Here is a 24,267-nt window from a genome sequence, read left to right on the forward strand (position 1 = left end):
GTTACCCAATCGTTACGTTTTCTGGACGAAAACTTTTCTCTAGTACCTGCAAGGATTTCACGACTTCCCAGTTGATTTCATAGCCAATCCCTGGTCCTTCTGGAACCGCGAGTACACCTGGCTTTAGAAACTCGACTTCAGGCAGCACGATGTCCTGCTTCCAATAGCGACTGGAAGCGGCTGTATCCCCAGGGATCGTAAAGTTGGACAAAGAAGTAATCGCGATATTATGCGCACGGCCGACCCCACTTTCAAACATGCCGCCGCACCAGACCGGAATGTTGTTCTCCTGGCAAAGATCGTGAATCTTCTTGGATTCAGTCAATCCTCCTACCCGGCCCACTTTGATGTTAATAATCCTGCAGCTCGAAAGCTCGATCGCCCTTCTCGCATCTTCAACGGTATGGATGCTTTCATCGAGGCAGATCGGCGTTTTCAATTGACTCTGCAGACGAGCATGATCCACGATATCGTCGTGTGCCAAGGGCTGTTCGATCATGATCAGGTTGTAATCGTCGAGCTGTTTGATCAGATCCATTTGATCCAGGGTATAGGCTGAATTGGCATCCGCCATCAATGGCAGGTCGTCACCAAAACGCTTTCGCAAAGCATCAATCAGCGCGATATCAAAGCCCGGCTTGATTTTCACTTTGATTTTTTTGTAGCCCTCGGCAACGAATCCTTCTACTTTGGAGACCACTTCTTCGACAGTAGGTTCAATCCCGACGCTGACCCCTACATCGATCTCCTTGCGCTTGCCGCCCAGTGCCTGTGCCAAGGAAATCCCTTGCTGCTTCGCATACAGATCCCAAACGGCACCTTCCAAAGCCGATTTAGCCATATGATGACGGCGGATCGGGGCAAACAGTCTGGCTACATCCTCCGGTCGCTCGATCTTGTTTTTGAGCAGCATCGGGATCAGCAGCGCTTCCATCATGTAAAGTACCGTTTCTGTCGTTTCTTCATTATAAAAAGGCAATGGCATCGCGACGCTCTCGCCGTAACCGGTCTCCCCCTCGCTATGGACGCTGATCAGCAAAAAGTCCCGCATCGTCTGCTGTCCGATACTAGCTTCAAAGGCTTGCTTGAGCGGTAAATGCAATCGTCTCATTTCAATTTTCTCGATTTTCATGCTTGTTGACTCCTTTCGTCATGCGCGTACAGATGACAAGCCACGATATGATCTGGCCCCATCACCGTCTCCGTCGGTCGCAGTGTCGTACATATTTCTGTCGCGTGGCGGCAGCGTGGATGAAAGGCACAGCCCACTGGCGGATTTGCTGGACTCGGTACATCTCCGCCCAGCACGATCCTCTCTTTTTTCTTTTCCGGATTGGGAACAGGTACCGCCGAGATCAAGGCTTGCGTATAAGGGTGGAGCGGATTTTCAAACAGGCTCTTTTTATCTGCGATTTCCACGATTCGCCCCAGGTACATGACCGCGATCCGATCACTAATATGGCGAATGACGCCCAGATCGTGGGAAATGAACAGATAGGTCAGCCCCATGTCCTCCTGCAATTCTTTCATGAGATTTAAAATTTGCGCCTGGATCGATACATCGAGGGCCGAGACCGGCTCGTCAGCTACGATCAGCTTCGGCGAAACAGCGATGGCACGAGCGATCCCGATGCGCTGCCGCTGCCCCCCGCTAAACTCATGCGGGTAACGATCCGCATGCTGCGGATTCAAACCGACCAGCCTAAGGAGCGCCATGACCCGCTCACGCATGGGACGGGTATCCGATGGCGAAGCTCCCACTGATAATGCCTCCGCTAAAATGGTAGCCACGGTCAAACGCGGATTTAACGACGAGTACGGATCCTGAAAAATGATCTGCATCTGGCTGCGCATATCACGCAGCTTCGCCTGTGGCATTTCGATGAGCTCTTCCCCGTGGAAACGCACAGAGCCCGCGCTCGGTTTTACTAATTGCAAAATGCTGCGCCCTGTCGTCGATTTGCCGCAGCCGCTCTCCCCCACGATGCCCAGCGTTTCGCCTCTCTTCACTTTAAAGGAGACACCGTCGACTGCTTTGACATGCCCCGACGTTTGTCCGAAGAGCCCTTTTTTCAAAGGAAAGTAGGTTTTGAGGTTATCGACGACCAAGAGATCCTCGCTCATATCGCCACCTCCTTATCCTGATAGACCCAGCACCGGACAGAGTGCTTGCCTGTCAGCACGACAGGTGGTTTTTCGCTCTTGCATTTTTCCACCGCATGTTCGCAGCGCGAATAGAAAGGGCAGCCCGCCTGGACTTCACCCAAGATCGGAACATTCCCCTCAATCGGTTTCAGCCTGCTCGTTTCCTCCTCGATGCTTGGAATGGACTGGAGAAGCCCGATCGTATAGGGATGCTTCGGATTGGCGAATATCGTCCGTACATCCGCTTCCTCCACGATCTGGCCGTAGTACATCACCATGACGCGGTCCGCCATCTCTGCTACGACACCCAAATCATGGGTAATCAGCAAAATGGCCGTCTGCGCCGTCTGTTTCAGGTCGTTCATCAAATCGAGAATCTGCGCCTGAATCGTCACGTCCAGCGCTGTCGTCGGCTCATCGGCGATCAACAGGTCCGGCTCGCAGGCCATGGCAATCGCGATCATGACCCGCTGCTTCATTCCCCCGGACAGCTGATGCGGAAACTCATTCACGATGCTCTCCGGCCGCGGGATGCCCACCTTGCGCAGCATCTCGATGGTTTTCGCACGCCGTTCCTGTTTGGTCAGGTTCGTATGCAGACGGTACACCTCATCGATCTGCTTGCCGATCGTATGAACGGGATTCAGGGAAGTCATCGGCTCCTGGAAAATCATCGAGATATCTCTGCCGCGAATCTCCCGCATCTCACGTTCGCTCAGCCGATTCAGCACTTTTTCCTTGAAGCGGATACTGCCCCCAAGTTCGCCTGTTTTTTTGGAGATCAGGCCCATAATCGAGAGCGAGGTCACGCTTTTCCCGCAACCCGATTCACCGACCAGTGCTACCGTCTCTCCAGCCCCAATCTGAAAGCTGACCTGATTGACTGCTGTAAAGGTTCCCCGCTCCGTTTTCAGCTTTAGAGAGAGCTGATCGATATCCAACACGGTTTCGTTCTGCTTCATCGCCACGCCCCCCTCTCCTTCGCTCGTTTTACTCGCCGACGAAATGGTCATAGGCGGTTCGTGTCAGCTGCGCAATGATGCGCTCTCCTGCCTTCATGGATTCATTCCCATGCGAAAACGCCGCGATGGCAAACGCACCTTTTCCTTCGGGCAGGTAGACGATCCCCACATCATTTACGACACTGCCGATTGTCCCCGACTTGCAGGCAATGATCGTCTTGTCAGGCAGCAGATAAGGAATGCGATTGCGCAGCTGCTGCCGTTTCATGACGTCCAGAATGCCGTCGCTGGCTTCCTGGGAAACCAGCTCGCCTGACGCGATCAGCGCAAGCAGCTTGCACATGTCATCCGGCGTCGACACATTGTTTTCGAGCGTCGGTTGGAAAATGGCGCTGTCCGCATCGATCCCTGTCGTCTGAAAGACTTCATTGAGCTTGTCGAAGCCTTCTCGTCCTTTTTTCTCTCCAGCCAATCCACCACCGATGCTCAGCAGATCCCAGCAGCTATTTTGAATGGAAATATGAGCGAGGCCCAGCTCCTTCATAAAAGCGTCTACCCGTTCAATTCCTACCAGCTCGAGCACTTTATCTGTCCCGAGGTTGTCACTGACGATAATCATCAAGGTCGCCAAGTCCTTCACGGCTACCTCGGCGCCAGGCAAAAACTCCTTAAGTACGCCAGATCCGGAGACCAGATCGTCTTCCGTCAGTCGAATCCGCGTCTCCAGGCTCAGCCTTCCCTCTACCACATCGCGAAAGAGCGTCGCCAGGATCGGAACCTTGAACGTACTGGCCATTTGGAAGTATTGATCGCTATTGATTCTCGCCTCTTCGTTTGTATCCAGATGCTTGACTGTTACCCCAAAAGTTGCGGAGGTTTCGGACAGGACTGACTCCAGCTTTTTCTGCAAGCTCATTTCGGATTACCCCTTTCACCATAGAAAAATGAATTATTTCGGATCAAGCGCATCTCGCAAGCCATCCCCTAGCAAGTTGAAGCCGAGTACAACCAGCATGATCGCGAGGCCAGGGAAAATGGACATCCACCAAGCCTGCCCCAGAAACGCTTTTCCGACGTACACCATGGCTCCCCACTCTGGAATGGGCGGCTGGGCGCCGAGTCCGAGAAAGCTGAGTGCCGCTGCAGCCAAAATACTTCCCCCGAATTGCACTGTCATCAAGACGATGATCGGTGACAAAATATTCGGAAGGATATGCTTGGCTAAGATGACCCGATCCTTGATCCCCAAAGCCCGCACAGCCTCAACGTACTCTTTTTCACGAATCGAGAGTACGGATGCCCGAACGATCCGGACGTACGAAGGAATAACCGCGATTACGATGGCAATCATGGCATTGGTCAAGCCTGGCCCCAGCACGGCAATGATAGCGATCGCCAAAAGCAAGGCGGGCAGCGCGAGCAAGATATCCATGACCTGCATGATGTAAATCTCCAAGCGACGATAGTAGCCAGCGATGACACCCAGCGTCACTCCGATGGCGGATGCCACTGTGACGGTAATCAGCCCAGTCAAAAGCGAGATTCGGCCGCCGTACAGCAGCCTGGAAAAAATATCGCGCCCGAAGTCGTCAGTGCCGAGCAAATGCTGAGCCCCCGGACCCATCATGCGGTCCTTGAAGTTCATTTGATCGATCGGATACGGCGCGATGATCGGTGCACAGACACAGCCGATGGTAAAGATCAACAGGATCAATGCCCCCGCCATCGCCGTTTTGTTGCGAAACAGCCGTTTGGCCACCTGCGACCAGTAGGATGGTGATGGAGTCACCGGAGATTCGGCCGCGCGCAGCGGCGGGTGCGTTTCATGCCCCACTTCCAGTTGGCTCAAGTTTCCGCTCACATATCCTCACTCCTTCCTACTCGTATTTGATTCGTGGATCAAACCAGCTGTAGAGCAAATCGACGATCAGGTTGGTGATCGCGAACAGAAAAGCGACGAAAAAAACAAGTCCTTGAATCGTAGGCAAATCCCGCTTCCCGATGGATTCAATCGCGAGTGAGCCGAGGCCTTGCAAGGAGAAGACTGTCTCTGTGACAATCGCTCCAGCCAAAAGTGCTCCGAACTCCAAACCAATCAGGGTAATGACGGGGATCACGGCATTTTGCAAACCGTGCCTGAGTATCATCCACAGATGCGGGGCGCCTTTTGCCTGCGCAGTTCGCATGTAATCCTGCTTGATGACATCGAGCATGCTGGATCTCGTCATCCTGGCAATCAGCCCTGCTTCTCCCATCGCGAGCGTGATCGATGGCAGGATCAGGGAAAAGAAGCCGTCGTATCCGGATATCGGGAAAATAGGCAGCTTGTAAGCAAAAATCCAGATGAGGAATAACGCAATCCAGAAGCCAGGAGCAGAAATACCGATCAAAGAGAAAAAGACCACGAGCCTGTCGACCCATGTGTTTTGCTTCACCGCGGAAATGACACCTACCACGATTCCGATGACCGTAGCCAGGATGACACTGTACAGCGCCAGTTGAAAGGTAATCGGGAAGCGCTCCACGATTTCCTGCCATACCGTATAGCCTGTGATGTACGACGTTCCCAAGTCTCCCTGCAAAAGCTTGCCGACAAAGCTGGCGTACTGGACGTACCAAGGCCGATCCAGACCCAGCTGCGCATTGAGTGCCGCGATCGCTTCATCCGTGGGGTGTTCCCCGAGCAAATATTGCACGGGGTCCCCTGGGATCAGATGAACTAACAGAAAGATGAGGATGGTGACGCCCAGGAGCGTCCCCAAGAGCGACAGCAGTCTGCGAATCAGGTATCGTTGCAAAACGCCCCACCTCCCTTTCGTTATTTGGTAATGCGAATGTCACCAAACGGAATGTCACCAGTGAACGGATTGAGCTTGTAGCCTTCGATATTGCGAGTTGCGGTTACAGACTCAGCCACATAGAGCGGTACCCATGGCGGATCTTTCACGAGGATTTCCTGTGCTTCCTCGTATACTTTCATGCGCTCTTCCTCGTTCATGGTCGTGCGTCCTTTTGCCAGAAGCTCATCCACTTTTGGATTCGAGTAGTGAACGCGCTTGGAGTTGTCGGTTTGCATCAACAGATAGAGAATATCCGGATCGTTCAGTCCGAAATAGAGCAGGAACAGCTCATGGTTTCCTTTGATGGCTTTATCTTTGAGCGTGGCGATATCATGCACAGCGATCTTGGCTTCGACCCCGATTTCTTTCAGCTGGCTTTGCACGATTTGTGCTACGCGCTGCAGTGCTGGATCTTCTGGAAGGAGCAATTCAAAGGAAAGCGGTTTGCCGTCTTTGTCTGCGATGCCATCGCCGTTGGTGTCGGTATAGCCTGCCTCTGCCAGCAGCTGCTTGCCTTTTTCCACGTTATGTCCGTACATATCCTTCGCCATGTTCTCGATCTTTTCGCTATAGCCAGGGATGGTTGGCGGAAGCGGTCCGAAAATCGGCTGTGCAAAGCCCGACAAGGCAACTTGCACAATCGGATCACGATCGATTGCCATCGCGATGGCTTGCTTGATCCGTACGTCTTTGAAGATTTCCTTCTGGTTGTTAAAGCCCAGATATTTCATGCCTTGTTCCATGGATTTCTCGATTTTTGCCCCCGGAATCGCTTGCAGCTCCTGTACATAGGTGCTCGGCACTTCCTGCAGGATGTTGATCGTTCCCTTTTTGAACTCGAGAATGCGCGTGTCATCGTCCTTCAGGAAACGGAAGGTGATTTTATCCACATAGGGAGCTCCTTGATTCTCTGCGAAAGGCAGTGCCCATTTGTAATCCGGGTTTTTGGCGTAGGTCACGGACGCTCCACGCTTCACTTCCGGATTCATAAAAGGTCCGGTCGCAAGCGGTGCTTCCCCGAACTTGTCTCCTTTTTCTTTCAGGCGCTCTGGATCAAACGGAGCGAGGAAGGTTCCCACCAGCATGTTTGCAAAGGGAGCAAACGGCTCCTTGAAATACACTTTTACGGTTTGGGCATCGACTGCTTCGATCTTGTCAATCGGCCCTGCCAAATCCTTGTTAGGGGAAACAGCCGCGAACCGCTCGATGGACGTTTTGACTGACTCTGCCGTCAGTGGCGCGCCGGACTGAAACTTGACGTCCTTGCGCATGACCAGTGTCCACACTTTTCCGTCCTCGGAGACCTGCCAGGACTCAGCCAGATGCGGCACGAGTTTGCCTTGCATATCCCGGCTCAGGATGGAATCGTAGGGCTGGTTGTTTGTATTGTCCAGCCAGGTCGATTTCTGCGGATCAAATGTATCTGGCTCAACAGGTGCCGCGATCACAAGCGTACCGCCCTCGGTTGCAGCTGGTTGAGCAGCCGCTGGCGCATTCGTTGTGGTGCCTGACGTGTTTGGTGCGCTGGTGTTCGTTGTCGAAGAGCATGCTGCGAGCAACAAGGACAGGCTAAGACCTATCGTTGTCAAGCTCGATAAACGCCTTTTCTTCATGGACAATCCTCCTTTTTTTGCTTCCCCTAGTTTTCTTGGACAAACGGGTAAAATTGCTCACTCGTCTTGTCATACTTCTGTATCCTTTTTTTCACCCGCTCCCGATCCAGCTGGGACACACCGCTCACCACTGCATTCAGCAGCGTGAAAATCGAGGACATGCCGCGCAGCGTCGTCGGAGAAGGTGTCGTTACTTTGAGCAAAACGTCTGCCAGAGGCCCGATCGGGGAGAGCTCATGATCCGTAATCGCCAGAATCTTGGCTCCTTTATCCTTCGCCGCCTTGGTGAAGTAATAGGTGTCCTGCAAATAGCGGGGAAATACTAGGGCTATCATCAGCCAGTCTTCATTTGCTTCCGAGATCAAATGGTTGGCATCGTCGATCTGGCCTCTGTACAGCAGCGTATCCCCTTTGACGATATTTAAGGCATACGATAGCCAATAGGCAGGAGCAAAGCTGGAGCGTCCGCCGACCACGACGATTTTCTTCGCCGAGACGATCGTCTGAATCGCAGAATCGAACAGGTAACGGTCCAGCGCATGCAAGGTTTTTTGAATAAAAGCGAGATCCTGTTCCAGCGTGAAGGAAATGACATCGTCGCTGTCGTTGAACTCGTAAGTGGTGTTGTGCAAGGTTTGCACCACGTTCTCTCGGATGACGGGGAATAGCAGCATCTGGCGCAGCTCGTTTTGCAGGTCGCTAAAGCCGGAATACCCCAATGAATAGCAGAGGCGAATCACTGTCGTTTCACTCGTCCCGCTGTATGCCCCAATCACCTTCGCCGGATGGAGAGCAACTTGATTCGGTTCATCGAGGATGTATTTTGCTACCAACTTTTGCTGGTTCGTCAAGTGCTCATATGATTTACGAATTCTCTCGTGCACGCTCCCCGTCAAATCAACAGCCCTCCTTTGACTGGTGTAGCCGCTAGCTGCTGGCTGCCCCATTCATGAGCGATCTTTAGGAACGCGTGATTTCATCCAAAGGATACACCGGTCGGTTCAAGCGTTTGTAGTCAAAGGCCTGGAAGCGCAGCGTCGTCAGTCCAGGGGAGTCTACGGTGATGATCTGTGCTGCAATCGGCTCGAAGCTCGCTCGGAAATGCTGGCTGGATTTCAAAGATACAATTTTGAATTGCGTGACATCAATTCCGTGAAGAAGGTAGACCTGCTCATCCAATACCTGTGTTTTGACCGAGCAAACGAGGATATCCACACCGTTTGCCTGTAGACGAGCCGATTTGCCGAGGTTTACCGGCTGCCCTTTTCCCATCGGAGAAGACGTAATGAACGCGCCATCTGTAAGTGATTTGACATAAGCCGTCAAAGCGATCGGCTCACCGTGCAAATCATCCGTTTTTCCTCCCAGCTGCACCTCGATCGTCGCGCCTACCCCTTTTTCATGGGCGATTGCTGCCACTTCCGGATCGTAGATGAATCCGAAGCAGGCACTGTCCAGCTCCGCTTCCAGCATGGCACGCAGCAGATACGTTCCATCTCCCGGCGTCCCACCACCCGGGTTGTCAGACGTTTCGTTGATCACGACCGGAAAGGCACTCGCTGCTTTTGCCAACGCAAGTCCTTCTTGTGGCGTTACCACGTCTGGGGCAAACTCTTCACGTTTTTCCCAAATCAGATTGGCGATAGCTTCCGCTGCCCTTTTGGCGAGCGCCGCATCGTTGTTTGCCACCGCGACTACCGTTACCCCTAGTTCGGGAATGTCTGTATACGGAAAGCCGTGAAAGAACGCACAGTCTACCATTCCAGGCTCTTTCTCCCATTTGTAGCAGGCTTCATTGATATCTTTTGCCGGAGATAGATTCGTCGTAGAAGTAGGAACGATCAGTGGGAGCTTCGCGAGGTGCATTCGCGGGACCAGCTCGCCTTTCACCATTTTCTCCGCCAGCTCTACCGCTTCCAGGCCTCGCTCGTAGCAGTCCGTGTGTGGATAGAGATGAACTCCTAGCAAAATATCTGCTTCTTTGACCATTTCGTCTGTAATATTGCCGTGCAAATCGAGGGTGACGATCACTGGAATCTCGTAACCGACCTGCTGGCGAACGGCTTTGATGAGGGCTCCCTCCAGATCGTCTACGCCTTCCGCGACACCTGCTCCGTGCAGAGACAGGCAAATCGCATCCACTTCACCGGCTTCGGCGATCCCTGTTAGCAGCTCATCCTGCAAGGAAAGAAACGTTTCTCTCGTGATCGTACCTGCCGGATACGCATTGGCCGCGAATGCACCGACGACTTCAATGCCCCGCTCTTTGGCGCCATCGATCATTCCTCCGAGAAAATCCCGCACACCCGTATGATTGGTCAAAATCTCGTCTCCGCGCGCCCATTCCCACAATTCAAAAAGCTCGCGTGTCGTAGGGACATTCGAGAACGTATTCGTTTCGTGCATGACTTCTGCAATTACGATTTTCATCACCGTTCACCCTCCATTTTTCATGTTTACGTTACTTTGAAGTATACACTTTAAAATAGATCAATGAATGAAGTCATAACTCTAGTTGCATTATAAGATGCCAATCGGAAAAGCTCAACATTAATTTCAGAAAATTATATTTTTTGTTTATTTTCTCGGTAAAAGATTTTCGGTTGAATGTATGAGGAAAAGCGTGCTGTAGTCGTGGGGCGGAAAAGAGAGAAAACGCTCTGTTAGTAGGGCCACTTGCTTAGGGCCATCCCTGCACGGCTCCATTGCAAAAACGGCACCCGCGTCCAAAGGGTTCGGCTCTGGGATGCCCGTTCAGAGGTGGACGCTAACGGCAGGTTCCGCTTTTTCCATGCCGCCTCGGCTGTGTCCCTCATGCCTTTGCTTTTTTCTCTCTTTTCCTGGGTCAGCTCTTGCTTGTTCCTCAATGGATTTTTAATAAATAAAACATATTTGCCCATTGTACAGAGAAAGAGAAACTAAAGTTACAGACGGTGTCAAAAAGAATGAGAGGCAGTCCAGGATACGAAAATAAAGTCCTAGACTGCCTCTGTTTCATTGAGCCTACGAAGCCGTTAGTCAAGAAATGTATTTCGCGACTAACACAACTATAGTTATTAGTAAAATTCCAAATCCAATCAACCACGAAAAAACTGCCCATGCACGAAAGGTGCAAAAGATTGGCAGTTGAAAAGTTAATAAATCCCCTATTACATCAAGTAGAGCCTCCCAAAATTGCACTTGCTGGTCTCCCTTTTTCCACAAAAACACGCCAAGCAAAATGAAAAAGATCCCACAAGCAATGATTGCCAAACCACCATAAGCATTCTCCAAACAAATTACTCCTTGCACAATGAGTATTTAGTCTTCTGCCGTTAGCTTACGCTCGCAGCCAGTCTATCATTTTCTTATCCAGTCTTATACTTTATTCATTGGTCTAAAGCTTTATTTTCAACCAACCGCAATGCTTTTTTCGTGTCTTCGTCGTAGCGATTAAATATTTGTCCCTTCTTTGGTGGCATAATAAAATCCCCTCCGGTCAACAGTGATAAGTCCATGATACCATGGACTCTTTTTTCACTGTCTACCATGAGGGGATAACACCACTCTAACGGTTCTTTTCTTTGTGAGCATGGATGAATTCTACGAATAGAACGTTGCTCGTGAATTGTATGGAATGACCAGCAAATAAAACCTTACTCCAAAGAATCAATCACCTTCTGAATATCCCGAAGGCTCGCAATTTCATGAGCAGGTACGATCTCACCCTCGTGCGTTACTCCGTGGCGATTAATCCACATGTTTCTCATGCTGACTTTATTTGAGCCGAGGATGTCTGTCGTCAGCTTGTCGCCGATCATGACGCCTTCCTCTGCCGTGATTCCGAGCAAGCTCATCGCATGTTCAAAAATGGATGCAGCAGGTTTGCCTTCCCCGAACTCACCGGAAATGACGATATGATCGAAATAGGGAGCAAGACTCGGCACGCCGGCCAGCTTTTCTTTTTGCAAATCAGGAGATCCGTTGGTGAGGAGCAGGAGCTTGTATTTTTCCTTCAGTTGATCCAAGACCTCGAAGGTTTCTTCATAAACAATCGGACGGTTTCTTCTCTCTGCCGGGAACATTTCTCCCAGCTTGGAGCCGAGTTCTTCGTTCTCGAAACCGAGTGCCCGCAATCCGCGTGTCCACGCTTCTTTGCGGTAGGTTGGGACGAACGATTGCAGCTTGCGGAACTCTTCCTGCTGCCCCTCAGCAAATTGTGCCCATAATCCTTCAAATGGATTGATTCCGATCATTTTCGTAAAAGGGAATGCTTCAAAAGATTCATACAATGCGCGCGCTTCACGTCGAACCGCCTCTTCCAAAAGCTGCGGGTCTACATCGTGATGCTTGCTTGCCTCCGCGCAAGTCGCTTGGAACGCTTCCTTTACGCTGCGCTCGTCCCACAGCAACGTATCATCCAAATCAAATAGAATCGCCTTGATCGCCATTTGCCGAAATCTCCTTTTTCTCTCGTATGGTTTCTCTGCTTCCCCTCCATCCTACCAGATTCACCGCTGCACCGAGAAGACTCCTACACAAAGAATTGTCTACCATCCTGGGGATAGAGCTTGGATCAACCTGCCGTTGGAGGCGGAACTACCGTTATGCCGCTTGCCATGCTACAGAAAATAACCCGCCTTTTCCTAGCCTGGCGGGCATGAGGAGCGACTATTCCATTGACTATCAGGAAAGTCTGGCTACGGCCGTGCTGTTCCGCACTTTCCACAAAACCGGACGCTTTGCCCCATGGGCTCGTGACATTTCCAGCATGATATCACGTCGCTTTCTGTCGCGGTTTGTGCTGCTACCACATCAATCGTGACCACCTGGATAAACTCGTGACCACAATCCGAGCAGAATCTGACCTCTGTTTGATTCAATCTGCCACATTTGTCGCAGCTTTTTTGATTGTTCAGCTCAAGGATTTTTTTGTTCAATTCAACGATCTCCTGTTGCCTTGCCCGAATCTCCTGGCACAGTGTAAGCACCACGACTTTTTCCTTTTGATCGATTGCGGGTTCTGCACCCAGTTCATCTGATGTAGATTGGAAGACCGATTGACCGATCCTTTTATAGCGATCTTGAATTTCCGCCTCTAACGATTGAATATTCAATCGGAATTTATTGACTTCGACCAATGTCTTCGCTTTTGAGCCAGCGTCGGAAACGCCCTTTTTCATCTTGTCAAAAAAGCTCATACAAGCAATCCTCCTTTTCTCGGAAGTGATGACCTACAATACAGTACTCACATCTCTTTCCATGTATTCTGTTTTGTGCACAAGTACAAGCATCATTTTCTAATAGTCTTTGTCCGCTTGGGTATCCGGTTGATCTCTGCACTCCGAAGGCTTGTCCATGGATGGAAACCTAGATTTCCAGGGAATGGCCTTCTTTCTGGACTTCATCGATAGGCAAGCGTACAAGCAAATGTAGTCCGATTGACATATCGTATCCCAGTGTCTGTGATCTGGAGGAGCTAGGTTCCTTCTGCTCCTTTGGAGGATGCAGGGAAAGGAGGGCGTCTTGAGAAAACAGCAGCCAATCGCGAGTCAGGATCGTCTCACACCGGAATTCATGCAATGGCTCAAGCAAAACAACGTCACCAGAAGACAGCTGAAAAGAGAACCGGCAGCATTGGATCGGTATCACCAGGAATGGATGAAAACGAAGAAAAGAACCAGGGCGAGGAGACCATCCTTGCTTCAGATGATTCCAAGCATAAGCGACATCGATTTGGGTACTGTGGTGAATAATGTGCAAATCGCAAAAGACCTCTTTAAAACGTATCGTGAATTGCAAGGATTAGGACTTTTTAAAAGGAACGGAGCCCCATGGCACTAAGGGAGAGAATTTGCTCTCCCTTTTTTCATGCATTTCGCAATCAGGGTGAGGGATTTGGGTCTCTCCCCGCTTCTCGTGACTCTTCAAGAAACGCCTGTCTCGCTTCTTTTGCCAAGCACACAAGCAGGACCAAGACGAGAATATAGACAATATCCATAAACCAGATGAGCATCATCGGATGAGCTAGCATCGCCCCGAGCATAGGGGACATCAGCCCGCCCATGATTCCTGCCATGACTCCCTCGATGGATGCTGTGAGAGATACGATTTTCCCTGTGAGGAACCCGACGCTCATTCCGATCAAAACAGCGAGGATTGTTGCCAGTCCCAAGTCGTTTGTAAGATAGACTTGGATGTTTAGACCGAGAGAAATGCTAGACATGGCACCAAGCGTCATGGCGAAAATCATCCCATCCATGCAAGCTAGCTCGGACCGATTTTTGTAGGTATAGCCTATGCTGCTTGCCGTTAGCAAAATGAGGAACAACATGTTCAGAAAGAGCATCTTGGCCTCCTGAGATTACTTATTTTTTTCTAGCACGTTGGCAGATTTACTTTTTCGCCGACAGCCACATCTGCAAAACACCGTGCACCTACTCCCCCGACAAAGGCATCGAAAAGCCATTTGGACCACCTCCTGCCATAACATATGAGTGCTGCCAAGAAAGTTGTCTGATTGCAGGGTTGGCATTTTCGCCAATTTTAGAAAAATGGTTTTTCTCCTACGTTCACTGCAAGAGATCTCTACATGAAAAAGACGCCAGCACACTCCAGCGTAGGAGTGAACCGACGTCTTTCCTTTTTTATGTATCCCTGTCTACTTTTCATTTTGTTGCTTTTCAATTTGTTCGAGTGCCCTGTCTGTTTTTCTGTTCTTATCTTGATTTTCCAGATAGTGAATCAAGCGGTCCAGCTTTTCATTTCGATCTCGATCGTGTTGATTCTTCTGTCTCATAAACTTTAGGAGACTTACCAGCACATAGATGATAAAAGCATAGAAAGCTAGCGTAATCAGTATAGGGACTATCGCAGCCCCAAATGCAGGTCCTATATTCATCATGTAAAAAACACTCTCCCACAATAATATTGGAAATATATTACTTATTCTCATGATATCAGGTATCCCCATTTTCCTCCAGAGTATTTTGAAAACATGGCTCCGCGAAGCCTTGTAGCGGAGTCTTAGTTGCACTGATACTGGCCAAGAATCTTATAAATTTTTACTGCATGAAAAATGCCAGTCAAAAGCCCTATTCTTAAGAGCTTTTGACTGGCATTTTAATAATCAGGCTGCTCTCTTTTGCAGACTTTCCTTTCTGCCTTTGAGCGATAGCCCAAAGCAGACTAAGAGAACCAGACAAGCGAGCGTATACGGATAATTGATATCCAGATCGAACAAGAATCCAGCTACAATTGGTCCTACAATATTGCCCAGACTTGAGAAAGCCGAGTTAAGACCAGCTACATAGCCTTGTTGATCCTTGGCGAGCATGGACATTTGCGTGCTGACGGCCGGGCGCAAAATATCGATCGCCAGAAAGATAATGAACGTAACCGCAAAAATCAACCAGAAGGTGTGGACGAAAAGGGTCAGCAAAATAAACACACCGGCAACCAGGAGACAAATCGAAATGACGCGCTTCTCTCCGAACTGCTGCAAAATCCAGCTAAAAATCGTAAGCTGGGCCACCGCACCAGCAATGGAACCGAACGTAATGATAAAGGCAATATCTTTCGGTTCGAACCCAAATTTGTGATCGACAAACAGTCCAAATACGGTTTCAAAGTTTGCCAATCCGAAAGTCATGACAAAAATAATGATCAGACTTAAAAAATACGGCTCTTTATAGGACTGCTTCAATTGTTGCAGAAGACTGCTCCGCTGTGCTGCTGGAGCTGGTGAATCGTTGTCCTTTGCCGGATGAGATTCCGGAAGAATAAGCAAATTGATCAAAGCAGCGACAACACCTGCGAGGGCAGCGGCATAAAATGGGGCGCGAATCCCAAATTCCGCAATATATCCCCCAATACCTGGGCCGATAATAAACCCGGTGGTAATCGCTGCGTTGATATAGCCCATTCCTGTTGCTCGTTCCTCATTGGTCGTGACATCCGCCGCATAGGCCATAACCGCAGGCATGATCAGCGCGGCACTAATACCGCCGAGAAGTCTGGAGAAAAACAGGAGCCATGTTGAGCTCGCGATTCCAAACATCCATTCCGAGAATGCAAAAATGAGCATCCCAATCACAATCATTTTCTTTCTGCCAAATTGATCGGACAGGCGCCCTGCAAGCGGAGAAAAGAGCAGCTGCGTCAACGAAAAAGCTGCTACCAAGAGCCCGATAATCCCACCAGTAATGCCCAGGTTCTCCATAAACTTAGGCATAATCGGGATGACAAGGCCGATGCCGGTAAAAACTAAAAGCAGGTTAAACATCAGGATCAGCATAGCTCCCCGATTTTTTAGTAACAGTGCCATTCTTTATTCCTCCAGCTTCCAAACAAAATACTGAATGTTTATTCTAGATTCGTGTGTAAAAAAACGGCTAGCGGGACGGTTTGACAATACCATGCAAAAATACGTCCATAGCCATGCGGTAGGTCGCCAGTGCTTCCTCACCCTTCATTCCTCGCGTATGCTGTCCCAAGCCGTACATCAAACTATCCAGGATGATGGCAAGCCCTGTACCATTCATCTCCTTGAATTCACCTTTATCGATTCCTTTTTGCAGCAGCTGGTGATTAAAGTCGATATACCCCTGCACCATTTCGTTGATGCGCTCCTCCACATCGGTAGCTTTCTCCGAATTGTTGAAGAACTCATCGATAGCCTTCGTCAGCGGATGGTTCAATTGATCGACCGCCAAATGCTCAGCCATGCCATACAATTTATCAGTCGTAGTCGGGTAGGACGATTCCTTTGCCAGCCAGGTCTCTTCCCATTCCCGGTTCCAGTCTTCAATAAGATGCAGGAATAGCCCTTCCTTGCTTTTGAAATGATAATAAATGTTTCCGGCGCTGCATCCTGTCGCTTTCACAATGTCTTCAATCGATGTTGCTTTATAGCCTTTTTGCACAAATAAACCTCTCGCGGCTTCCGCGATCTTCTTCTTTGTCTGCTCGGTTTGTTGCTTTTTTTTATTCACTTTCGCTTCACCTCACTCTACTGCGGACAGCTTATCCCAACTATTCACCGAATAATACTGAACGTTCATTCAGTATTATATGCAAGTATGGCCTCTTTACGCAAGGTATAATTACGTAAAGCCTGCTCGCATGTTTGTGGTTCCGCTGGGAAATCTTGTGAGACGTCGATCCCAGCAAACCTGGCTTGGCGATAGAAAAATCCCTTAGGATGTCTCCCAAGGGACTCTTGCTTGCGCGCTTACTCTATCTGCCTGTCAGTCAAACACCCTGACAGAGTACTTTCCTCAGTCCTCTTTCCAATCCCGCCAGTTCCCCAGGTATAACGCCCACTGCCCCGATGCCACAGAGCACATTCCCCGATTCCTTTTGTCCTCCCTCATGATAGAAGGCAAAATCATCGCCCGCATCTGGAAAGAGCACCCATGCTGTTTGGGTCCCCAGGATCGCATCCTTGTACGTGTGCATCTTGTCGATATCTTCCTTTTTCACATATCGATGGACCTGATCTTTCTCCTGAACAGACATATACTTGAATTTCGCGTCGAAATGATGCCACTTCGAACGCCAATTCAGGCTGATATCCGGTCGATAGGGCTGCGTGTAGGAACCTCTATTGCGGGAGAAGCACTTGTTGAAATATACATCGAGACGCTCGGTTCCTTTCACGAGAAACGAGATCTTCAAGCCTTCTTTCAGCTGGGTAAATCCATCATCGTTGGGTTCTTTGGCAAAGGAGTACGGCTTTGACTGCGTAAATCGCTCCACTGCGTCTACAACCTGGAAAAAGCACCAGTATTCGTAGAGCTTGGCGATATCTTTTCCTTCGATCAGGGAGGTGATGTCTTCCTCGGGCAAAGGATATTGGGAGCCGAGTAGTATTCGCAGGTAAAAGGAGTACCACTGCCGATAGCCATTTTTCTTCTGCAAAACAGTGGAAGACGACGGAATGTGCTGCAGGCTTCCGACCTCTGCGAGCCACGGAGCAGACATCATGCTCTCCAATCGTTCCTGCATGAGCCGATTTGTCCGTTTCATTTCCAGATGATTGAAGAACCTCCGATTTGCCAGACGTTTTTCGATCTCCCGGGTGATTTCAAATGCTTCGGAAAGGATCCACTTCAGCATCCGGTTTTCGGGCGTATCATATTGGATTCGCTTTTGAATTTGTTCCAGCTCAGATGGGAGCGAACCGTTCAAGCGTTGTGCTAGCCGCGTAGATGCCAAGGCGTGGTTACGCTTTAGCGGCTGCCATAATTCTGGACTTTTCAAAATGGACGAAATGGTGCGCTCATCCATCTGGTGACTTTTCCACAAGGGCTTCACAATCGTTTCCCTCTCCAGACAGTGATGCGGCTCCCGTGCAACGCATTCCCACCACTCCTCCAGAGTAGCTCCCTCCCACTCCACGAGCAAGGCTTGCCGCAGATCGTTCCAGAGATGATACAGGATCGCTTTCCAGGCTGCATCACTTTTGACCCGCAGCTTGGTTGGCGAGACCGCCTGATAGGGGAGGGAAGCCATCCTGCTGGTGATGAACCGCAGCATGTCATCCATTTGCCCCGTGCTGATTTTTTTGCTATCCACTCTGTACGTTTGGCCGCAAAAAATGGTCTCGCCGACAAAATTCCCGAAGTTCATCAGGAACAGATTGTGGTGAAGAGGCTGCAGGATCATCCCATAGTTTGTCAGGAGCTCTTCTCTCTGTTGATCCGAGATTTCTTCGGCAAAACGGACGAGGTAGTCTGTATTTTCCTCCAAGGCAAGAAGAGGATCTTCACTTCCTTTTTTGTAAATCTCGTGCTTCACGACTCCCCCTTCTCCCTTCTTGACTATGAAATAAAGCTGCAGTAGCCCGTTTTCATCAGCTGCGTGTACATACTGTATATCTTTTTCCCGCTTAACGGATATCGGTAAAAGGTCTCGTACTCTACGACGTCTTTTTCTTCCTCTGTCAAAAGCTCTGCTTGCACGTCGTCTCCCATCGCAAACCGCAGAAGCTTGGTCAATAACGTCTCCAGCTGTTTGCGATTTCCATGCAGCTTCGGCAGAACCTTTTGGACAATCTGCGCATCGAGCGCCCCCCGAACGCTGCTGTACTCATAGTAGGAGGAGAACAGCACATACGTCATGATCTCATCTATCACCCGGTAGCCAAAGGCGTAGCCTTCTGCTTCCAGCAGCTTGTGCAATTCGGAGAGCTCCTGGTAGGCACCATTCAGGATTGGCCTCCACTCTGACTCGCGATATTCCTTTGCATACAGGGACAAATGGTACTCGCCGCCTGACGTGAACCACTCGTTCTTCTCTTCTACCGTGGAAGTGTGTACATAGTCGTGCTCTTCCGACTCTTCCATCCAATATTTCATCATCTCCACCCGATTGCACTCTAGGACATTGGCGCGATCCAGTACCTTCGGGCTGAACATGTAGGTCGTTTCATCAATATTGACCGTCCCGATGAAATACAGGTTGAGCGGAATTTCCACACTGGGTGGGACTTCATATCGCTTGTGATTGCCATCGACGATCGTTACCGCTTTCTCGAGATCATGGCAGTTATGAAGCTGTACGGCCTCTTGCAAGACTTCTCCACTCTCGGATATTCTTCTGCTTTCCAGACAGCTCAGGAAGTCAGAGAAGTAATACTCCACTTTGGCCAAATTCATTTCGTCCAAGATGACAAAGTACGGCTGCTCCGGGTTTTCCTTTGCCCGCAGCATGATGCGCAAAAGCGGTGTCGCTTCATATTGCTCCATCAACGGGTTGTACATGCCTAGCAGCCCTCGGTGGTCCAGCCAATCCGGTCGAACGGAGAGGAATGCTAGATTATCTGCATCTCGATTTTTACCGGCAGCACCCCGTCCATTTTTGCCACAGATCATATACTCAGCAAACAGCTGGGCGATTTTCGTTTTTCCCGTCCCAGACATACCAGACAAAATCAGAAACGGCTTGCTTTGCAGAGACGCCACAAACCGGGCAACAAAGGACGGAGAAAACGTGAACTGCCTGCTTTTCATAAACCGGACGATATCGTCAATATAGGTATCCTCTTGCTGGATCGACTCCGCGTAATCGCCAAACAGCTGCTTCCATTTTTCCTCGCCGTTTGCCACATTTTTCACGACTTCATTCTGAATCACTGTCAGTCTGTCATGATGAACAGGCGTCAACGTCGGAGTCGTGAAAACATTGGTATCAAAGCTGATATTTTCCGTTATGATCCATTCTACCTTTCGACGATTCGGAAAGCGTTCTTCGTTCTCTCGATACTCATAGTCTCCCGTTACCTTTCCGATCCCGACCAGCTGTCTCCAGCCTCGGTTGGCGATGACGATATCACCTGGCTGGATGTCATTGTAAAAGGACCAGAGCGTGAACACATTGCGTACAGGCTCTTGTTCCGGCTGGTAGACTTTTTTGTACATGTTCATCAGCTCTTCGCGAGAGCCGTATTGCTGCAAGCTGCCCATTTCGTCCCAGCCGACAAATATTTCTCCCTTGGTCCATGCTTCCTCCCAGTGGGACGCATTTTCGCCGGGGGCAATTTTCCAGACGAGCGGCTCCCGAGTCGGCGCGGCTTCCTTATACTGGAGCGGCAAAGGCAGGTGAATCTCCTTTTTCAAGGCAGCCTTCAGAATCGCGATCAGCAAAGCACTGCGCAGCACGTCATCCTTGTCCTGCACAATCGTTTGGGAAAGAGTATCGTAGGTCAAAAACGCGAACTGCTGACTAGGGAGCAGCTGCCCTCCCCACGGCTTCCAAAGTTCATCGTATTGTTCGAGCCAACTCAGCATTTGCGGAAGAAACGATTTATTCCCCGCTTTGGAATCCAGATCACTATAGAGATGCACAGTGGCGTTTTCGGGATATTGATAGAGAGCCACCTGCATTGCCCGATAGACAAGCTCTGTCTTGGGCCCGCGAATCGCAAAGGCGTATCCCCATTCTCCGTCCTCTAGTCCGGGAATTTCTTTTCGCTGCACAAACTGCACGGTCAAGCGCGTTTCCTGCAAGAGGCTGTCCTTTTCGATGATCTTTACCAGTACGGGAATCGTCCCCAGATACGATTTGTCCGAATCCTCCTGAGGGTATTCCGGGATGACCTCGCAGCGCAGATCATTGGAAAAGGGAATAGTGAAGGCGGTATAGGTGTGATTCAGCAAAGCTTTAAATAGCTGACGGGTGATTTCGTATTTTTTCATGGTTTGCTCCTCTCATGTCTCTCGTGACAAAACCTGTCAGAGAGCAGATGTTTCTTTTCTGCTGACAGGTTTACAGTCATTCGTTCCAATCATTTATCAGGAAGTGTACGGAGGGACACATGGCTTAGTGAAGCGAAGACCGGTATGACTCCAGCTTCTCCAGCAAGCGGTTCAATGCTGACAGATCATTTTGCCGTTCTTTGCGTTCACTGTCTGCCTGTTTCATGTTCTCATGCAGGTTTTGCTCGATCGGTCCGAAAAGACTCTCTATCCCATCGTGCACCATTTGCATGACTTGCTCCTCTGTCTTATACAAGCCGATGCGAATCTGGGTGTTCAGCTCCTGCAGAGCAATCATCTGCTTTTGCAGTACTTCCTGCTGCCGTCGATTGGCTTCTTCTACTTGCAGCCGCAGGCGTTCATTTTCCGCCTCCAAGCGTTTATTTTTCGCATACGCGTTGATGATTTCCTCAATAATCGTCACAACAATGGGCAGAATGATTTTCACGGGAGGCGGAGCTACCACTACAGGCAGTACCTTGGCGATTCCTGCTATGCCTGAGATGTCGAATTCATCTTCCTGTCGTTTTTCAGCGCCCCCTACAGACCCTTCCTGGAACGATTGCTTGTCTCCCACGGGTGAAGGCACGGATTCCAGCGTAATTTGCTCCAGTCGCCGTCTCAGCACATCGTTCACAGAAAGATCCGACTGGATGGACGTTTTGATCGCTTCAAATTGGTCTGTCAAAAGCTTCTCCAAATCACCGCGCAGAGCATCCAGTCTTGTACGGGGGTCTTGTCCGTCGAGAGCCAGCTGGTACGCCTCATCTCCTGCAAGCTGCAGCTGCCTGCGAACCTTGCTATGCAGCGATTGCATAAACGAATTCTTTTTGCCGGAAAGCTCGGCCAGATACGTCATCACTTCCCGCTCGGCATCATCGGCTGCATGCGTGGATACCCAAGCGACCAAACCTTTCACTGCAGCGATCAGCTGATCTGTCGGAGCTGCCAGCATCCGCAAACCGTCCATTTCCTTCAATTTTTGCAGCAGCTCAATTTCCAGATCGTGGATCGCACTATTCTCTATCAGGACAGGTTCATTCATGATCCGACCTTTGAACGCCTTTGCTGCGTTTACGGTAACAAAGGAATACAGCTTCTCCACGCCATGAATCCCGTTCTTCTCCGCTTCTCTGCGCAGATTTTCATGGAATTTTTCCCGGACTGCAAAATCCAGCTGCCTGTCCTCTTCCTCGGAGAAAGTCTCCATTTTACGATTAATCACGGTAATCAGCGGCTTTTTCTTGATGAGGATTTTGACTGCTTCCTCTGCCACTCGCTTGCTGTCGTGAGACTCACTGTTATCAATCACGAAGCAAATGATATCATGCTTGTCCAGCTCTTGAAGTGAGATTTGATAGTCCTGTTCGGGCCCGTTAATACCGGGAGTATCTGCCAGACGGTACCCATTCCACTCGTATTCCGTTACTTTATTCGTTACCGGAACGTCACCGGTTTCGGCCCGTTTCTCGCCAAACAAGGCATTCATGAGCGTGCTTTTCCCCGCGTTGTAGACACCGTAAAACATAAGCGATGGCTTAAATACGTCCAGCTTCTCCTGAATGTCTCCAGCCGTCTTACCAAATTCGGCGGCTTTTTCCTGCTTGGCAAAAAGCTGAGAGGCTTCCTGCACATAGCGTGTCAGCTCTTTCTTATAATCAATGAGAATGTATGAGTTGTTCATCCCTGACCTCTCCTTTTTGATACGTCATCGTTTGCAGTTTATCGGCAAACTGTTTCAAGGCTTGCTGCACCTCGTTTAACGCGTTTCTCTGCTCGTAAAAATACGCTTCGATCAGCTCTTCAATGATGGCTTTCACAAATGGCTCTAGCTGCTGCTCCACCTGGTCGAATACCTGCTCCATCACTGCCGAAAGATTGTTGCCGGTTCTCATTTGTTTGGTTTTCTTCATTTCCCTCACTTTTAGCTCCGTAAACTTCTTATCCAAAAAGAAGGATTGGAAGCGCTCGATGATCCCCCGCGGATCTCTGGTCGTCTCGCTCGTTGTATATTCGGTATACGCAATCTCGCGGTACGTGCCTGCAAACGACGCATCGATAAACAAGGGGAGGCTGCTCAGCTGCACATGCTCAAAATCAGCAAGTACTTTTCCGAGCTTGATTGGAATCAACCTGTTCAGCTCCTCAAGCAATTCCTTTTCCATTACTTTCGAAATCTGTTCGCTGCCAATCACTTCCCCGCCGTCAAAACGATACCCGAGTGACGTCAATTCCGACTCGATCCGCGCTTCTTTGTTCATCCTGACTTCTTGGAACAGATCGGTGTGCATCCTGCGCAAGAGCTCCACTTTTTGTTGAATCTCTTCGGATATGCCCTGAAAGGACTTCCCTATGTCGCGGATTCCGTCAATGCGCTTGCCGTTCCATTCGTATCCATCCATCATTTCATGGATCAGCGCATTCATTTCCCTGCGAGGTCGATCCGTCTTCAGCTCTAGCGCATGCTCGGTTAAGACGCCGCCGATTTGCTCGTACAAAGCGGGGTAGCCGCTCTGCCGAAAGCGTTCCTCATCTTGCTCCATGAGAGCGAGCTTGGCCAGGCGGGAAGAGAGGCTGATGAACTTCCGGTCTTTCAAATTGCGATCGATGCCTTTGCTGCGAATCAGGCCGTCCACATACTGCTCCTGTGCCTGCCGATCATGGATGCTTTTCGGCACTACCCGCTTGACTTCTTTCCCATCCACCACGTCGCTTTCAATCAAATCAGACTTGGTAATCGCGACTAGCAGCTGCTTTTCCTTTTGCGTCAGCCGCTCCAGCTCAGCGATCTCGTCCGCTTTACCTGGGGAAGAGGAGGAGACGACAAACAATATCAAATCTGCATAGTTCACGTACTTTTTCGCCAAGTCCTCGTATTCCTGATCGAGGGAGTGGATGCCTGGAGTATCGACCCAGGTCAGTCCGTTTTCAAGCGTAAAATATTGAATCGTACTCGTCTCCTGAACGATGTTCTCTTTGAAACGATTCTCTGCTAACGGGCGCTCTCCTCGATCCTTGCCGCTCTCGCTGAAATCGTAGACGTAAAAGGCAGGTACTGGAGCAGGAGCCTGTACCGGACTCTCCGCGAATGGGACACCTGCAATGAAATTGCCCATCGTGCTTTTGCCTGCATTCACCGTGCCGAACACGGCCAGAATGACTGATTTTTCAAATTGGTTGATAAATTCCTTGCCTTCCATTCGTTCTTCGACCAGTCTGCCCCAGGCCTGTAGCAGGCTTCGGTAATGGAAGAGACTGTCGCCAAGCAGCTTTTTCATAGAGCCGCTCTCTTCCTCCGCCAAATGAACATGCTTGTCCAGCAGACCTGAAAGCTGCTTCACGCCCTGTAGAATCTCCGACTCGCGTTCTGTAACGGAGCGGGAAAAGTCAGCAAGCCGCTTCCCAGCTGTTTGTACTTTCCCTACGAAATCAGATACTTGTTGTTCGATTAGCCCCACTGCCTACCACT

Annotated in this window: 22 protein-coding genes; 1 reads left to right on the forward strand and 21 read right to left on the reverse strand. The window is 50.0% G+C overall.

The annotated features are described in order from the left end of the window. Nucleotide 1: 1 nt before the first annotated feature. The 13 genes from menC to ACLIN2_RS20295 form a co-directional block, all read right to left on the reverse strand. A complete protein-coding gene (gene menC, locus ACLIN2_RS20235) occupies nt 2-1,132 on the reverse strand; it encodes an o-succinylbenzoate synthase (RefSeq protein ID WP_301169439.1) in 1,131 nt (376 codons plus the stop codon). Next, nucleotides 1,129-2,124 carry an ABC transporter ATP-binding protein gene (locus tag ACLIN2_RS20240; protein WP_301169440.1) on the reverse strand — a complete coding sequence of 332 codons (996 nt, stop codon included), beginning with the start codon at nt 2,122-2,124 and terminating at the stop codon, nt 1,129-1,131. The genes menC and ACLIN2_RS20240 overlap by 4 nt, the downstream gene beginning before the upstream one ends. Then, complete coding sequence (locus ACLIN2_RS20245; RefSeq protein ID WP_301169441.1) at nt 2,121-3,107, reverse strand: ABC transporter ATP-binding protein; 987 nt, start codon at nt 3,105-3,107, stop codon at nt 2,121-2,123. The genes ACLIN2_RS20240 and ACLIN2_RS20245 overlap by 4 nt, the downstream gene beginning before the upstream one ends. A 28-nt stretch (nt 3,108-3,135) precedes the next feature. Beyond that, nucleotides 3,136-4,023 (reverse strand): serine hydrolase, encoded by an 888-nt coding sequence (locus tag ACLIN2_RS20250; protein ID WP_411501954.1) that lies wholly within the window; start codon nt 4,021-4,023, stop codon nt 3,136-3,138. A gap of 33 nt (nt 4,024-4,056) precedes the next feature. Beyond that, entirely contained in the window at nt 4,057-4,917 is an 861-nt protein-coding gene (locus ACLIN2_RS20255) for an ABC transporter permease (protein WP_411504569.1), read from the reverse strand. Between the two features lie 67 nt (nt 4,918-4,984). Then, the gene (locus ACLIN2_RS20260) at nt 4,985-5,905 is read right to left on the reverse strand and encodes an ABC transporter permease (RefSeq protein WP_092267624.1); all 921 of its coding nucleotides are present in this window, start codon (nt 5,903-5,905) and stop codon (nt 4,985-4,987) included. 20 nt (nt 5,906-5,925) lie between these two features. Then, nucleotides 5,926-7,560, reverse strand: a complete 1,635-nt coding sequence (locus ACLIN2_RS20265) for an ABC transporter substrate-binding protein (protein WP_327930930.1) — start codon at nt 7,558-7,560, stop codon at nt 5,926-5,928. Nucleotides 7,561-7,586: 26 nt separating this feature from the next. Continuing rightward, nucleotides 7,587-8,456: a MurR/RpiR family transcriptional regulator gene (locus ACLIN2_RS20270; protein WP_411501955.1), complete on the reverse strand. Its 870-nt coding sequence runs from the start codon at nt 8,454-8,456 to the stop codon at nt 7,587-7,589. Between the two features lie 64 nt (nt 8,457-8,520). Further along, the gene (locus tag ACLIN2_RS20275) at nt 8,521-9,990 is read right to left on the reverse strand and encodes a M81 family metallopeptidase (protein ID WP_411504570.1); all 1,470 of its coding nucleotides are present in this window, start codon (nt 9,988-9,990) and stop codon (nt 8,521-8,523) included. Nucleotides 9,991-10,578: 588 nt separating this feature from the next. Further along, complete coding sequence (locus ACLIN2_RS20280) at nt 10,579-10,833, reverse strand: hypothetical protein (protein ID WP_411501956.1); 255 nt, start codon at nt 10,831-10,833, stop codon at nt 10,579-10,581. A gap of 95 nt (nt 10,834-10,928) precedes the next feature. Continuing rightward, complete coding sequence (locus tag ACLIN2_RS20285) at nt 10,929-11,090, reverse strand: hypothetical protein (RefSeq protein ID WP_170184487.1); 162 nt, start codon at nt 11,088-11,090, stop codon at nt 10,929-10,931. A gap of 105 nt (nt 11,091-11,195) precedes the next feature. Then, nucleotides 11,196-11,990: an HAD family hydrolase gene (locus tag ACLIN2_RS20290; protein WP_411501957.1), complete on the reverse strand. Its 795-nt coding sequence runs from the start codon at nt 11,988-11,990 to the stop codon at nt 11,196-11,198. A 249-nt stretch (nt 11,991-12,239) separates the two neighbouring features. Further along, nucleotides 12,240-12,740 (reverse strand): double zinc ribbon domain-containing protein, encoded by a 501-nt coding sequence (locus ACLIN2_RS20295; RefSeq protein WP_411501958.1) that lies wholly within the window; start codon nt 12,738-12,740, stop codon nt 12,240-12,242. Nucleotides 12,741-13,065: 325 nt separating this feature from the next. Between ACLIN2_RS20295 and ACLIN2_RS20300 the strand changes: the two genes are divergently transcribed. Next, complete coding sequence (locus ACLIN2_RS20300; RefSeq protein WP_139228069.1) at nt 13,066-13,383, forward strand: hypothetical protein; 318 nt, start codon at nt 13,066-13,068, stop codon at nt 13,381-13,383. A gap of 40 nt (nt 13,384-13,423) precedes the next feature. On the opposite strand, the gene ACLIN2_RS20305 is transcribed toward ACLIN2_RS20300, so the two are convergent. The 8 genes from ACLIN2_RS20305 to ACLIN2_RS20340 all read right to left on the reverse strand — a co-directional run bounded on the left by ACLIN2_RS20305 (nt 13,424) and on the right by ACLIN2_RS20340 (nt 24,256). Further along, a complete protein-coding gene (locus ACLIN2_RS20305; protein WP_411501959.1) occupies nt 13,424-13,888 on the reverse strand; it encodes a hypothetical protein in 465 nt (154 codons plus the stop codon). Nucleotides 13,889-14,200: 312 nt separating this feature from the next. Then, a complete protein-coding gene (locus ACLIN2_RS20310) occupies nt 14,201-14,443 on the reverse strand; it encodes a hypothetical protein (RefSeq protein WP_310231345.1) in 243 nt (80 codons plus the stop codon). Between the two features lie 225 nt (nt 14,444-14,668). Continuing rightward, on the reverse strand, nt 14,669-15,865 hold the full coding sequence (locus ACLIN2_RS20315) for an MFS transporter (RefSeq protein WP_411501960.1): 1,197 nt from the start codon (nt 15,863-15,865) through the stop codon (nt 14,669-14,671). Nucleotides 15,866-15,932: 67 nt separating this feature from the next. Further along, a complete protein-coding gene (locus ACLIN2_RS20320; RefSeq protein ID WP_092267615.1) occupies nt 15,933-16,532 on the reverse strand; it encodes a TetR/AcrR family transcriptional regulator in 600 nt (199 codons plus the stop codon). 259 nt (nt 16,533-16,791) lie between these two features. After that, nucleotides 16,792-18,339 (reverse strand): DUF2357 domain-containing protein, encoded by a 1,548-nt coding sequence (locus ACLIN2_RS20325; RefSeq protein ID WP_411501961.1) that lies wholly within the window; start codon nt 18,337-18,339, stop codon nt 16,792-16,794. 23 nt (nt 18,340-18,362) lie between these two features. Then, on the reverse strand, nt 18,363-20,738 hold the full coding sequence (locus ACLIN2_RS20330) for an McrB family protein (RefSeq protein WP_411501962.1): 2,376 nt from the start codon (nt 20,736-20,738) through the stop codon (nt 18,363-18,365). Between the two features lie 124 nt (nt 20,739-20,862). Further along, a complete protein-coding gene (locus ACLIN2_RS20335; RefSeq protein WP_411501963.1) occupies nt 20,863-22,482 on the reverse strand; it encodes a GTPase domain-containing protein in 1,620 nt (539 codons plus the stop codon). Continuing rightward, nucleotides 22,457-24,256 (reverse strand): dynamin family protein, encoded by a 1,800-nt coding sequence (locus ACLIN2_RS20340; RefSeq protein WP_411501964.1) that lies wholly within the window; start codon nt 24,254-24,256, stop codon nt 22,457-22,459. Before ACLIN2_RS20340 ends, ACLIN2_RS20335 begins: the two co-directional genes overlap by 26 nt. Between the last annotated feature and the right edge of the window lie 11 nt (nt 24,257-24,267).

This window comes from Brevibacillus centrosporus (genome assembly GCF_046622605.1).
GTDB lineage: Bacteria > Bacillota > Bacilli > Brevibacillales > Brevibacillaceae > Brevibacillus > Brevibacillus centrosporus.

Coding starts and splice junctions, on each gene's coding strand:
- menC (WP_301169439.1), bottom strand. CDS start 1,132: ATGAAAATCGAGAAAATTGAAATGAGACGATTGCATTTACCGCTCAAG.
- ACLIN2_RS20240 (WP_301169440.1), bottom strand. CDS start 2,124: ATGAGCGAGGATCTCTTGGTCGTCGATAACCTCAAAACCTACTTTCCT.
- ACLIN2_RS20245 (WP_301169441.1), bottom strand. CDS start 3,107: ATGAAGCAGAACGAAACCGTGTTGGATATCGATCAGCTCTCTCTAAAG.
- ACLIN2_RS20250 (WP_411501954.1), bottom strand. CDS start 4,023: ATGAGCTTGCAGAAAAAGCTGGAGTCAGTCCTGTCCGAAACCTCCGCA.
- ACLIN2_RS20265 (WP_327930930.1), bottom strand. CDS start 7,560: ATGAAGAAAAGGCGTTTATCGAGCTTGACAACGATAGGTCTTAGCCTG.
- ACLIN2_RS20275 (WP_411504570.1), bottom strand. CDS start 9,990: ATGAAAATCGTAATTGCAGAAGTCATGCACGAAACGAATACGTTCTCG.
- ACLIN2_RS20285 (WP_170184487.1), bottom strand. CDS start 11,090: ATGGTAGACAGTGAAAAAAGAGTCCATGGTATCATGGACTTATCACTG.
- ACLIN2_RS20290 (WP_411501957.1), bottom strand. CDS start 11,990: ATGGCGATCAAGGCGATTCTATTTGATTTGGATGATACGTTGCTGTGG.
- ACLIN2_RS20295 (WP_411501958.1), bottom strand. CDS start 12,740: ATGAGCTTTTTTGACAAGATGAAAAAGGGCGTTTCCGACGCTGGCTCA.
- ACLIN2_RS20305 (WP_411501959.1), bottom strand. CDS start 13,888: ATGCTCTTTCTGAACATGTTGTTCCTCATTTTGCTAACGGCAAGCAGC.
- ACLIN2_RS20310 (WP_310231345.1), bottom strand. CDS start 14,443: ATGATGAATATAGGACCTGCATTTGGGGCTGCGATAGTCCCTATACTG.
- ACLIN2_RS20315 (WP_411501960.1), bottom strand. CDS start 15,865: ATGGCACTGTTACTAAAAAATCGGGGAGCTATGCTGATCCTGATGTTT.
- ACLIN2_RS20330 (WP_411501962.1), bottom strand. CDS start 20,738: ATGAAAAAATACGAAATCACCCGTCAGCTATTTAAAGCTTTGCTGAAT.
- ACLIN2_RS20335 (WP_411501963.1), bottom strand. CDS start 22,482: ATGAACAACTCATACATTCTCATTGATTATAAGAAAGAGCTGACACGC.